Genomic DNA, 12,144 nt, shown 5'->3' with positions numbered 1-12,144 from the left:
CAGGGCACTGGCGGATGAGGCTCAGCCCAGGGTAGCACCGCTGACCAGCGTAATCATCGGCTGCGGATAGAGGCCCAGTACCAGCACGGCCAGCGCCAGCAGGATCACCATGATGCCACCGGCACGCTGCCCCCAGTCGCTGGAGGCGTCGTACTCCTCCTCCTCGGTGGGATGCAGATAGAGCATGACCATGACGCGCAGATAGTAGTAGAGGCTGATGGCGCTGCCGATGATCACACCGGCGACCAGCCACCAGAGCTGTGCCTCCACACCGGTCGCCAGCACGTAGAACTTGCCAATGAAACCGGCCGTCATGGGAATACCGGCCAGCGACAGCATCATCACCGTCATGACCGCTGACAGATACGGGCGGCGCCAGAACAGGCCGCGATAGAACTTCAGTGAGGCAACATCGCTGCCCTGCCAGGGGCTCGACACCAGCGCAATCACACCAAAGGTCGCCAGCGTGGTCGCCACATAGGTGATCAGATAGATCCCGGTGGTCAAAAGCGCCAGATCGTCGCTGGCTACTATCACGGTCAGCAGATAGCCCAGATGGCCGATGGAGGAGTAGCCCATCAGACGCTTGATGTTGTCCTGGCGCAGCGCCATCAGATTACCGACCAGCATCGACAAAAAGGCGATAATGGCAACGGTCGTGTGCAGGCTGGCGATGTCGGTGACCGGTGCGCTCATGAACAGCCGCATCAGCAGCGCAAAGACCGCAATCTTGCTGACCGTGGCCAGAAAGGCCGTTACCGGCGCCGGCGCACCTTCATAGACATCGGCCGTCCAGAGGTGAAACGGTACCAGCGACAGCTTGAAGGCCATCGCAATCACCATCATGCCGATGCCCATGGCCAGCCAGCTGGCATGGCCCCCCCCTTCGGTCAGGCGCGCGCCCAGATCGGCGAAGGCCAGCGAGCCGGATTCGGCATACAACAGTGCCATGCCAAAAAGCAGAAAGGCCGAGGCCGCCGCGGACAGCACCATGTACTTGATACCCGACTCCAGCGACATGCGGGTGCGATAGGCATAGGCCGCCATGCCGTAGAGCGGCACGCTCAAAAGCTCGAGCCCGAAAAACAGCGACAGCAGATGGTCGCTGGCCACCATGGTCAGACCGCCCAGCACCGAGCAGCCCAGCAGCATGTAGAACTCTTCCTTCTGGTCGTCGAACCCTTCCAGATAGGCGTGCGCCAGCGTGGTCGAGGCCAGTCCCGCGATCAGGATCAACGCCATGTAGAGCACGGCGTAGTTGTCGATCAAAAGCAGCGGCGACACGCGAATCGGTGTGACCGTCAGCACCGCCAGCAGAGAGAACAGCGCCGCGTTGAGACCGATCGTGGTCAGCGTGGCGGTCGCCACGTGATGGCGACGCCAGGCAATGCCCAGCATGACAACGATGACCGTGGCGCAGACGATCAGCAGCGGTAACAGGGCGATCAGATGTGACAGGGTCAGATTCATGTCGGCTCAGCCCGCAAACGAAGGTGAAACAGCAAACCAGTGACGCACTTCATGCATCGCGCCCTGCGAAATATCGAGCACTACCTGGGGATAGAGCCCCAGCGCAATGGTCAGCACCAGCGTGCCCAGCAGCATGGCGTACTCGCGGCCATCCAGACGGGCAATGGTGCTCCTCTCGCGTGGCGGCCCCCAGTAGACCCGATGCATCAGGATCAGCGAATAGATGGCGGACAGCACCAGGCCGACACTGGCCGCGACCACGACCCAGGGCACCACCTCGAAGGCGCCGAACAAAATCAGGAACTCGCCGATGAAGTTGCCGGTGCCCGGCATCCCCAGCGAGGCCATGACAAAGGCCAGCGCAAAGCCCGGCAGCGCCCCCAGACGGCCGAACAGCCCGCCCATTTCACGCATGTCGCGGGTATGAAGGCGCTCATAGAGCTGACCGCTGAGCATGAACAATCCGGCCGCCGAGAAGGCGTGCGCCACCATCTGCAGGATGACCCCCTGCAGCGCCAGCAGCGTCCCGGCATAGATGCCGATCAGGACAAAGCCCATGTGCGAGATACTGGAGCAGGCGATCAACCGCTTGATGTCGGTCTGGGCAAAGGCCAGCACTGCCCCATAGAAAATACCGACCAGCCCCAGCCCCATCGCGATGGGCGCAAAGGCCTGCGAGGTTTCCGGGAACAGCGGCAGCGCAAAGCGCAGCAGGCCGTAGGCGGCGGTCTTGAGCAGGATACCGGCCAGATCCACACTGCCCGCGGTCGGCGCCTGGGCGTGGGCGTCCGGCAGCCAGCCGTGCAGCGGGACTACCGGCAGCTTGACGGCAAAGGCAATGAAGAACCCGAGCATCAGGACCCATGACATGACGCCGGTGATCGGCGTTTCGCGCAGGATGCCGTAATCAAAGGAGAACACCCCGGTCTGGGCATAGTGCATGAAGACCAGCCCCAGAATGGAGACCAGCATCAAAAGCCCCGAGGCCTGGGTATAGATAAAGAACTTGATGGCGGCCGACACCGGCGACTTGCCTTCCGATTCATGCCCCCACAGGGCAATCAGGAAGTACATCGGCACCAGCATCATTTCCCAGAAAAAGAAGAACAGGAAAAGATCGATGGCCAGAAATACCCCGACCACGCCGCCGATGACCCACATCAGGTTGAGGTGGAAAAAGCCGATGCGTCGATCAATCTCCTTCCAGGAGCAGACCACCGCCATGATGCCCAGCAGCCCGGTCAGCGTGATCATGATCAGTGACAGGCCATCGAGCGCCAGATGGAAGTTGATGCCAAAGGCAGGAATCCAGGGCAGCCGGAACTGGCTCTGCCAGTCGGGCGTATTGCCCACCGCCTGCGTCAGGCTGTAATCGCCGCTGACCCACAACACGATGGCAAGGACCAGCAGCGCCACCATGGAGAGCAGCGCAATCCAGCGCGGCATGGCCGTATTGGGTCTGATCAGCTCGAACTGCCAGCACAGCAGCCCCCCGATAAAGGGGATGAGTAATAGCCAGGGCAACATCATGGCGTGATCGCATCCTTGATCGTTGTTGTGGGCACAGGTGGCCGGGCAGCCCGGTTACCGTCGGCGTATCGCATCGAAACGATGCCCCTGCCTCGAGATGGCTCGGTCATGTCACCTCCCTTCATGGCAGCAGCACGAGCACCAGCATGACGATGGCGCCCCCCGTCATGACGGCGGCATACCAGCGAAGCCGCCCGTTCTGGGTATCGGACAACAATCCATTGACCATCAGCGCCAGCCCCGGCCAGAGGTTCATGAGGCTATTGACCCAGTCACGTCGATGCAGACGGGTAATGAACAGAAACGGTTTGACCGCGATCTTGTCGTAAAGCCAGTCGAAGGCGAAGGCGCTGTTGAAAAAGCGCCACAGCCGATTGCCTTCCTTGGTTTCCACCAGCGAGCCCACCAGTCGACGACGGCCGAGGAACAGACCGGCGGCGATACCGACCCCCACGACGGCCACGACCGCGGCCAGGATCTCGAGCATCAGCCGCACGCCGTGCCCGTACTGGCCGTCAGGGCCTGCCGGCAGCACGTTCTCCAGCGGCGGATGGATCATCGCCCCCAGGAAGGTGGACAGCAGTGCCAGCACGATCAGCGGCACATGGTGCGCCAGCCCGTGCCCGGCGTGCGAATGAATCTGCTCGCGCCCGTGGAACACGATAAAGATCATGCGGAAGGTATAGACCGACGTCAGGAAGGCGCCGAACAACGCCCCGAGCCACAGCCAGGTATGGCCATGATCAAAGGCGAGCCACAGGATCTCGTCCTTGGAATAGAAACCGGCCGAGATCAGCGGCATCGCCGACAGCGCCGCGCCACCGATCAAAAAGCAGGCATAGGGCAGCTTGAGTGTCTTGCGCAGGCCCCCCATCCTGAAGATGTTCTGCTCGTGGTGGCAGGCAATGATGACCGACCCCGAGGTCAGGAACAGCAGCGCCTTGAAAAAGGCGTGCGTCATCAGATGGAAGATCGCCACGTCCCAGGCCTGAACGCCGAGCGCCAGAAACATGTAGCCGATCTGGCTCATGGTGGAGTAGGCCAGCACGCGCTTGATATCGGTCTGCGCCAGCGCCGCAAACCCGGCGACCAGCAGCGTAATCATGCCGATCAGACCCACCAGCCCGAGCGTCATCGGCGCCAGCTCGAAGATCACGTGGGTGCGGGCGATCAGATAGACGCCCGCGGTGACCATGGTGGCCGCGTGGATCAGGGCCGACACCGGCGTGGGGCCGGCCATTGCATCGGCAAGCCAGGTCTGCAGCGGCAGCTGGGCCGACTTGCCCACGGCCCCGCCGAGCAGCATCAGCGCGGCCAGCTCCGCCATCAGATCACCCCGGCCCCAGGCCTCGGGCGCCAGACGCAACAGCTCCTGAATGTTGAGCGTCCCGAACTGGGCAAACAGCAGAAACATGCCGATGGCCAGAAACACGTCACCGATACGGGTGACAATGAAGGCCTTGAAGGCACACCAGGCGTTGTTCTCGCTCTCGAAGTAGTAGCCGATCAGCAGATAGCTGCAAAGGCCGACGCCCTCCCAGCCCAGATAGAGCAGAAAGAGGTTATCGCCCAGCACCAGCAGCAGCATGCTGAACACGAACAGGTTCATGTAGGCGAAAAAGCGTGCAAACCCCGGGCCGCCTTCAAGGTCCTCGCGCATGTACCACGCGGCGAACAGGTGAATCAGAAAGCCGACGCCGGTAATGATGCTGACCATGGTCAGCGACAGACCATCCAGATAGAGCGAGAAGGCCATCCGGAAGTCTTCCACCGCCACCCACTGCCAGAGCGTCTGGGTCACGCCGTTATCGGCGCCGCCGTAAAAGACCACGTTGAGCCAGACCATGACCAGCGCCGCCAGACCGACCGAGCCCACGCCCACCAGCCCGGCGAGGCGATCGGGCAGGCGCGGATTGAATGCCAGGACAAGCGCGCCCAGCAGCGGGAACAAGGGTGTCAGGAACAGTATATTCATCCTTTCATCTCGCTGGCTGCGTCAATATCAAGCGTTTTGAACCGGCGCTGCAGCTGGATCAGAAAGCCCAGCCCGATGCTGGCTTCCGCCGCCGCCAGGGTAATGATCGCGATGAACATGACCTGCCCGTCCGGCTGGCCCCAGTGCATGCCGGCCACGATAAAGGCAAGGCCTGCCGCGTTCATCATGATCTCGAGACTCATCAGGATGAACAGCAGATTGCGCCGCACCAGAAGCCCCGTCAGTCCCATGACGAACAGGATGGCGGCCAGCGCCATGCCATGTTCCAGTGGTATGCCGCTCATGACTGCCCCCCTTCATCGTTGCCTGCCGGTGCGCGCTGCACGCTTTCATTCATGTCGCGCTCGAGCTGAGGCTCGTCGTTGCGCCCGATATGCGAGGCGGCAATCAGCGCCGCCAGCAGCAGCATCGCCGCCAGTTCTACCGCCAGAATGTAGGGACCGAACATCTGCGTCCCGACTTCCTTCGCGCTGAGCTCGTCGCCGGAGATCGTGCCGATGCCGCCGCCGTGCCAGAAGGAGAACACCAGAATGATCAGCAAAAGCGCCGCCATGATCGACGGGCCGATCCAGATGCGCGGCGCCAGCCAGCGTCGCTCCTGGTCGGCCGTCTGACCGCCCAGGTTGAGCATCATGACCACGAAGACGAACAGCACCATGATGGCGCCGGCATAAACGATGACTTCCAGCGCCGCGGCAAAGGGCGCGCCGAGGCTGTAGAACACCACGGCCACGGCCAGCAGCGAGATGATCAGATACAGCAGCGCATGTACGGCATTGATATGCGTGATGACACGAAAGGTAGCGACGATGGCGACCAGTGCGGCCAGATAAAAAGCAATTTCCACGACGAACTCCCCGATGCTGCCTGCGCCCTAGGGCAGAAGCGTTTTGACGTCGACCGGCTCGGCCTCGTTTTGCGCCGCGCCCTTGGGCTTGCCCGCAATCGACAGGCCCGCGACACGATAGAAATTGTAGTTGTGATCCTTGCCCGGGCCCGAGATCAGCAGGTCGCGCTTTTCAAAGACCAGCTCCTGACGGTTGTACTCGCCCATCTCGAAATCGGGCGTCAGCTGAATGGCCGAGGTCGGGCAGGCCTCTTCGCACAGACCGCAAAAGATGCAGCGCGAGAAGTTGATGCGAAAGAACTCCGGATACCAGCGGCCATCGTCCTTTTCACCCTTTTGCAGCGAGATGCAGGCCACCGGACAGGCCACGGCACACAGGTTGCAGGCCACGCAGCGCTCCTCGCCGTCGGGATCGCGGGTCAGCACGATGCGCCCGCGATAGCGCGGCGGCAGGTAGGGCTGCTCTTCCGGGTAGCTGAGCGTTTCACGCTTGCGAAAGGCGTGTGTAAAGACCATCCAGCCGGTGCGCAGCTGCGTCCCGGTGCCGGTCACTACCTTTGTGATCGAATGCAGCATGTTTTCTGCCTCGTTCGTTGTTCAGTGAGGGGCTCAGGCCGTCAGCAGGACGACTACCCCGGTCACCAGAAGATTGATCAGCGTCAGCGGCAGACAGAATTTCCACCCGAACTGCATCACCCGGTCATAGCGCGGGCGGGGCAGGGCCGCACGCGCCAGCACGAAGAGCATGACGAAAAAGGATGTCTTGAGCAGAAACCAGACGATCGGCGGCAGCAGCGGCCCGTGCCAGCCGCCCATAAACAGGGTGGTCAAAAGTGCCGAGATCAAGACGATGCCCACGTACTCGCCGATAAAGAACATGCCGAACTTCATGCTCGAGTACTCGACGTGGTAGCCGTCGGCAATCTCCTGTTCCGCCTCGGGCTGATCAAACGGCGCCCGGTGAGTCACGGCGACGCCGGCAATCAGAAAGGTCAAAAAACCGAAGAACTGCGGCACGATGTACCAGAATCCTTCCTGACCGTTGACGATATCGCGCATGTTGAATGAGCCCGTCATCGCCACGATGCCCATCAGCGACAGCCCCATGAAGACCTCATAGGAGAGCGTCTGGGCCGAGGCGCGCATGGCCCCGATCAGGGCATACTTGTTGGCGCTGGCATAGCCGCCAAAAAGCACCGCATAGACGTTGATGCCGGCCATGGCGAAAAAGAACAGGATGCCGATATTGAGATCGGCCACGCCCCAGGTGGGCGTGATGGGGATCACCAGAAACGACAGCAAAAGCGAGGCGAAGGCAATGGCCGGCGCCAGCACAAAAAGCTTGCGGTCGGCAAAGGGCGGGATCCAGTCCTCCTTGAAAAAGATCTTGATCATGTCCGCGACCAGCTGCCCTGCCCCGAACGGACCGACCCGGTTGGGCCCGTAGCGGTCCTGCCAGAGGCCCAGCAGGCGCCGCTCGATAACGGTCAGAAAGGCGCCGCTGAGCACGGCGGCCAGCAGAATCACGATCGACTTCAAAACGCCGATGGTGATGGCCAGCAGCACATCGGTACTCATCCAGCTCATGCGCTTACCTCCACGGTCACGGTGGCACACTCACCGGCAAGCCCGCGCGGGATGCCCGGCAGTTGCGGCAGGCCGATCAGCCCGGCGCGCATGTCACGGCTGATGCGCACCGGCAGATGGAGCTGATGGCCGGAGGTCTGCAGATGGACGGTCTCGCCCGGCGCCACGCCGAGGCGGTCGGCATCCTCCTGCCCCAGTGCCACGAAGGTCTCGCTCATGCGCTCCTGAATGGGCTCGGCGCGTGCCGACATCTCCTCGCCGCCGAAGAGCTGAGGCAGCTCCACGACGTACCAGCAGTCATCCCGCGGTTCAAAGGTGCGCGGTACAGCCGTGAACCAGTCACGACGGCTGCCTTCGTGGCGCTGCTGATCGAACAGGCGAATGCCCGGGTCGCCGGCGCTCAGATGGCCGCCAACCTCGTCCTGAAACTTGTTCCAGGCCTGCGGCGAGTTCCAGCCCGGCGCCCAGGCAAAGGCGACCTGCGAACGGGGCTCGCCGTGGCCGCTGTAGCCCTCCATCGAGAAGGCAAAGGCGGAGTCCTCGTCCTGCGGCGCCCGCGGCTCGTGCACGCTGAGGTTGGCGCGCATGGCCGTACGACCGCTCGAGCGGTGCGGCGAGCGGGCCAGCTTCTGCCCGCGAATGCGAAACGAGGCGCTGGGCGCCGCATCGCGAATGCCGAGCAGCTCGGGGTGGGCCCGGGCACAGTCGGCCGTCACATCATCGATCTGGGTCCAGTCGACGCCGCGACCCTCCATGGTGGTGTGCAGGGCGTGCAGCCAGCGCCAGCTTTCGTGGGTCAGATCGTTGGGGCGGTAGTAGCTCGGGTCATAGACCTGGAAAAAGCGCTGGGCGCGGCCCTCATGGCTGACCAGCGTGCCGTCGCCCTCGGCAAAGGTGGCCGCCGGCAGCGCCAGATGCGCACGCTCGAGCGTGGGCGTGCGCTGGTGATCGATCACCACCAGGGTCTCCACCGCTTCAAGGGCCGACGTCACATGCTCGGCCGACAGGCGCTGATAGAGATCGTTTTCCAGCACCACGGCGGCATCGGCCCGGGCCTCGCCGCCCTGCATGGCTTCAAGCGCCCACTCCAGCGAGTGCCCGCCCAGCATGGTCAGTCCGGTGCTGTTGGCCTCACCGCTGATAAAGGAGACGGAGGGCGTCTTGCCGGCAGCGTTCAGCGCCCAGGCCAGATTGGCGGCGGCCTGCAGGACCTCGGTACTGCGCAGGCTGGTACCGGAGATGATCAGCGGCCGTTCGGCGCCCTCGAGCGCCTCGGCCATGGTCGCCACCAGTGCCCGGGTGGTGTCATCCAGCTCCTCGATGGCGGGGGCCGACGGCGCCAGTGCATGGGCGAGCGCCTGGCCCAGCCGGGCGATCTCTTCCGGCGCCCCGTGCCAGGTATCGCGGGCGATATCGTCCAGCCGCGTTTCGGTCAGTGACGCGATGAATACCGGCCGGGTGCGGCCCTGACGCAGCGTGTTGACCGCATTGGCATTCCAGGCCGGAATGTCGTTGGCCTCGGCCAGTTCCTCACCGCGGGCGTTGGCAGCCTGACGCACGGCCAGCGCCACGCGCGCCGCGCTCTGGATCAGGTCCTCGCCCAGTACGACCACCGCGTCATGCTCCTCGATCTCGCGCATGGACGGGATGTGCCAGTGGCCTTCGCGCTGGAGCGTCTGAATCAGCTCGAGACACTCGAGCTCGCTCCCGGCGATGCCGGTCGAGAAGTTCTCGGCCCCGACCATTTCACGCAGCAGGTGGTTGCTCTCGAGACTGGCGCGCGGCGAGCCGATGCCGATCACCCGTTTGCTGCCCTTCAAGCGCTCCGCCGTGTGATCCAGCGCATCATCGACGCCCAGCAGCTCGGGCTCGGCGTCATCGACGCGTCGGGTCGGCTGCTGCGGACGGTCGGTGCGATTGACGTAGCCATAGCCGAAGCGGCCGCGGTCGCACAGGAAATAGTGGTTCACATCGCCGTTGTAGCGATTCTCGATCCGGCGCACCTCGCCATAGCGCTCTCCCGGGCTGGTGTTGCAGCCGCTGGAGCACTGATGGCAGATGCTGGGCGCGAACTGCATGTCCCACTTGCGCGTGTAGTGCTCGGAGTGGGTGCGGTCGGTGAACACGCCGGTCGGGCAGACCTCGGTCAGGTTGCCGGAAAACTCGTTTTCCAGCGTGCCGTCCACCGTGCGGCCGAAGTAGATGTTTTCGTGCGCACCGAAGGCACCGAGATCCTCGCCACCGGCGTAGTCCTTGTAAAAACGCACGCAACGGTAGCAGGTAATGCAGCGGTTCATCTCGTGGCCGATGAAGGGGCCAAGATACTGATTCTTGTGGGTGCGTTTTCTGAAACGATAGCGGCGACGGTCGTGGCCGGTCATGACCGTCATGTCCTGCAGGTGGCAGTGGCCGCCCTCTTCACAGACCGGGCAGTCGTGCGGGTGGTTGATCATCAGCCACTCGATGACGCTGGCGCGAAAGGCCTTCGCCTCTTCATCATCGATCGAAATGTAGGAATCATCCTTGACCGGCGCCATGCAGGACATGACCAGCATGCCGCGATCGTCGTCGGCATCCTTGTACTGCTTGACCGCGCACTGGCGGCAGGCACCGACGCTGCCCAGCGCCGGGTGCCAGCAGAAATAGGGAATGTCGAGGCCCAGCGACAGGCAGGCGTGCAGCAGGTTGTCACTGCCGTCGACCTCGTAGTCCTTTCCGTCTACATGAATGGTTGCCATGAAGCTTGCCTTTTGCCTGTCACGGCCCGGCGGTCACCGGGCACCTTGATCGTTATCTCACTCGTCGTGTCGTATCCGGCCACTACACCGAGCCCACTGGTATCGGTTCGGCGTGCGCTTCGCGCGTCGGATGACGGATGCCGGCCTCGAATTCGTGCCGGAAATGCTTGATGGCGGTCTCCAGCGGCATTGCCGCGCCCGGCGCGTGGGCACAAAACGTCTTGCTGGGACCGATATCGTTGGCCAGCGAGGTCAGAATGTCGATATCGCCCTCTTCGCCCTCGCCGCGCTCAATGGCACGCAGCAGCTGCACACTCCAGGGCAGCCCGTCGCGACACGGCGTACACCAGCCGCAGGATTCACGAGCAAAGAACTCTTCGAGGTTGCGGGTCAGCGACACCACGCTCTGGTTGTGCGCTACAACGGTCATCAGCCCCGTTCCGAGACGGCTGCCGGCCTTGCCGATGGCGTCGAAATCCAGCGGCTGCTCGAGATGCTCCGGCAGCAGAAAGCCGGTACTGCCGCCCCCCGGCAGCCAGGTCTTGAGCTCCAGTCCGTCACGCATGCCGCCGGCCATGTCCAGCAGCTCGGCGCCGGTCACGCCCATCGGCAGTTCCACCAGCCCGGGCCGCCTGACCCGGCCGGACACGCCGAAAAGCTTGGTGCCGCCATCCTCGCTGCGTCCGCCGGAAAGCCCCTGGTACCAATCACCGCCGCGCAGCGCAATGGCCGGCACGTTGCACAGCGTCTCGACGTTGTTGACCACGGTCGGCTTGCCCCAGGCGCCGCTCTGCCCCGGAAAGGGCGGCTTGGAGCGCGGGTTGGCGCGTCGGCCCTCGAGCGAGTTGATCAGCGCCGTCTCTTCGCCACAGATGTAGCGCCCGGCCCCGGTGTGCAAAAAGATGTCGAAGTCAAAATCGCTGCCGCACACCTTCGGCCCAAGGATGCCTGCCTCACGGGCCTCGGCCAGCGCCTGTTCGATACGCTCGGCTGCCAGTACATATTCGCCGCGCAGGAAGATGTAGCCCGTACGCGCATTGTTGGCGTAGCCGGCCAGGATCATGCCCTCGATCAGCAGATGCGGAATCTCCTGCATCAGCATGCGGTCCTTGAAGGTGCCCGGCTCCATCTCGTCGGCATTGCAGACGATATAGCCGCGCGGATGCTCATCGCCGCGTGCTGTCAGGCTCCACTTGACCCCGGCGGAGAAACCGCCGCCGCCGCGACCGCGCAGGTTGGCGGTCTTCATGTTCTCGATCAGGTCATCCGGCGACAGATCGCGCAGGGTGGTGCGCAGCGCCTCGTAGCCGTCCTTTTGCTGAAACTCGTCCAGCCCGACATAGCCGCGATCCTCGCGCAGACGATAGGTCAGCGGATGGGTTTCGCCGTTGGTACTGGTGGAAAAGAGATGACTGGTCATGTGTAGCGCTCCAGAAGTGCCGACACGTCGCCGGGCTCGACCGGTCCGTGCAGGTCCTTATTGACCATGAGTGCCGGACCGCGATCGCAGGCGCCCAGACAGCACACCGGCAGCAGCGTGAAGCGATCATCACCGGTTGTCTGGCCGAGTCCGATGCCCAGCTCGTCTGAAATGGCGTCACGCAGTTCGTCATGGCCGGTCAGAAAGCAGGAGCTGCTGTCACAGACCAGGATGACGTGGCGCCCGACCGGCTGACGAAAGATCAGGCTGTAGAAGGTCGCCACGCCCTCGACATCGCTGGAGGGGATGCCGAGCACATCACTGATGGCGATCACAGCGCCATCCGAGACCCAGCCGCGACGCTTCTGCACGATCTTGAGCGCCCCGATGGAAGCGGCACGCGGGTTCTCGTAATGCCCCATCTCGTGCTCGATCTCGTGTCGCTCCTCCTCGGTGAGCTCGAAGTCATCCGGGCGTCCGGCGGTGGCGATCAGGTTGCCCTGACTGGCCTTGCTGACGCGGGTATTGCCGGTTGCGGGAGTATCCATGGTCATGG

General features: G+C 63.3%; 10 protein-coding genes. All 10 read right to left on the bottom strand.

The window, feature by feature from the left end; genetic code table 11:
• Nucleotides 1-21: 21 nt before the first annotated feature.
• A complete protein-coding gene (nuoN, locus tag M1D97_RS01660) occupies nucleotides 22-1,470 on the bottom strand; it encodes an NADH-quinone oxidoreductase subunit NuoN (RefSeq protein ID WP_456269009.1) in 1,449 nt (482 codons plus the stop codon).
• Between the two features lie 6 nt (nucleotides 1,471-1,476).
• Complete coding sequence (gene nuoM / locus M1D97_RS01655) at nucleotides 1,477-3,000, bottom strand: NADH-quinone oxidoreductase subunit M (protein WP_456269008.1); 1,524 nt, start codon at nucleotides 2,998-3,000, stop codon at nucleotides 1,477-1,479.
• A 121-nt stretch (nucleotides 3,001-3,121) separates the two neighbouring features.
• Nucleotides 3,122-4,975 (bottom strand): NADH-quinone oxidoreductase subunit L, encoded by a 1,854-nt coding sequence (gene nuoL / locus M1D97_RS01650; protein WP_456269007.1) that lies wholly within the window; start codon nucleotides 4,973-4,975, stop codon nucleotides 3,122-3,124.
• Nucleotides 4,972-5,280 carry an NADH-quinone oxidoreductase subunit NuoK gene (nuoK, locus tag M1D97_RS01645; protein WP_456269006.1) on the bottom strand — a complete coding sequence of 103 codons (309 nt, stop codon included), beginning with the start codon at nucleotides 5,278-5,280 and terminating at the stop codon, nucleotides 4,972-4,974. The genes nuoL and nuoK overlap by 4 nt, the downstream gene beginning before the upstream one ends.
• Nucleotides 5,277-5,843: an NADH-quinone oxidoreductase subunit J gene (gene nuoJ, locus M1D97_RS01640; RefSeq protein ID WP_456269005.1), complete on the bottom strand. Its 567-nt coding sequence runs from the start codon at nucleotides 5,841-5,843 to the stop codon at nucleotides 5,277-5,279. Before nuoJ ends, nuoK begins: the two co-directional genes overlap by 4 nt.
• Before the next feature lie 27 nt (nucleotides 5,844-5,870).
• On the bottom strand, nucleotides 5,871-6,419 hold the full coding sequence (nuoI, locus tag M1D97_RS01635) for an NADH-quinone oxidoreductase subunit NuoI (protein ID WP_456269004.1): 549 nt from the start codon (nucleotides 6,417-6,419) through the stop codon (nucleotides 5,871-5,873).
• 33 nt (nucleotides 6,420-6,452) lie between these two features.
• Nucleotides 6,453-7,430 (bottom strand): NADH-quinone oxidoreductase subunit NuoH, encoded by a 978-nt coding sequence (gene nuoH / locus M1D97_RS01630; RefSeq protein ID WP_456269003.1) that lies wholly within the window; start codon nucleotides 7,428-7,430, stop codon nucleotides 6,453-6,455.
• On the bottom strand, nucleotides 7,427-10,168 hold the full coding sequence (nuoG, locus tag M1D97_RS01625) for an NADH-quinone oxidoreductase subunit NuoG (RefSeq protein WP_456269002.1): 2,742 nt from the start codon (nucleotides 10,166-10,168) through the stop codon (nucleotides 7,427-7,429). Before nuoG ends, nuoH begins: the two co-directional genes overlap by 4 nt.
• Nucleotides 10,169-10,250: 82 nt before the next feature.
• A complete protein-coding gene (gene nuoF, locus M1D97_RS01620; protein ID WP_456269001.1) occupies nucleotides 10,251-11,588 on the bottom strand; it encodes an NADH-quinone oxidoreductase subunit NuoF in 1,338 nt (445 codons plus the stop codon).
• A complete protein-coding gene (gene nuoE, locus M1D97_RS01615) occupies nucleotides 11,585-12,142 on the bottom strand; it encodes an NADH-quinone oxidoreductase subunit NuoE (RefSeq protein WP_456269000.1) in 558 nt (185 codons plus the stop codon). The genes nuoF and nuoE overlap by 4 nt, the downstream gene beginning before the upstream one ends.
• Between the last annotated feature and the right edge of the window lie 2 nt (nucleotides 12,143-12,144).

The organism is Kushneria sp. AK178 (assembly GCF_053903105.1).
This window is presented reverse-complemented; position numbering and strand designations above follow the sequence as displayed.

Excerpts from the sequence above, each read along its gene's own strand:
- nuoM (WP_456269008.1), bottom strand. The coding sequence starts at position 3,000 with ATGATGTTGCCCTGGCTATTACTCATCCCCTTTATCGGGGGGCTGCTG.
- nuoE (WP_456269000.1), bottom strand. The coding sequence starts at position 12,142 with ATGACCATGGATACTCCCGCAACCGGCAATACCCGCGTCAGCAAGGCC.
- nuoF (WP_456269001.1), bottom strand. The coding sequence starts at position 11,588 with ATGACCAGTCATCTCTTTTCCACCAGTACCAACGGCGAAACCCATCCG.
- nuoG (WP_456269002.1), bottom strand. The coding sequence starts at position 10,168 with ATGGCAACCATTCATGTAGACGGAAAGGACTACGAGGTCGACGGCAGT.
- nuoI (WP_456269004.1), bottom strand. The coding sequence starts at position 6,419 with ATGCTGCATTCGATCACAAAGGTAGTGACCGGCACCGGGACGCAGCTG.
- nuoN (WP_456269009.1), bottom strand. The coding sequence starts at position 1,470 with ATGAATCTGACCCTGTCACATCTGATCGCCCTGTTACCGCTGCTGATC.
- nuoH (WP_456269003.1), bottom strand. The coding sequence starts at position 7,430 with ATGAGCTGGATGAGTACCGATGTGCTGCTGGCCATCACCATCGGCGTT.
- nuoK (WP_456269006.1), bottom strand. The coding sequence starts at position 5,280 with ATGAGCGGCATACCACTGGAACATGGCATGGCGCTGGCCGCCATCCTG.
- nuoL (WP_456269007.1), bottom strand. The coding sequence starts at position 4,975 with ATGAATATACTGTTCCTGACACCCTTGTTCCCGCTGCTGGGCGCGCTT.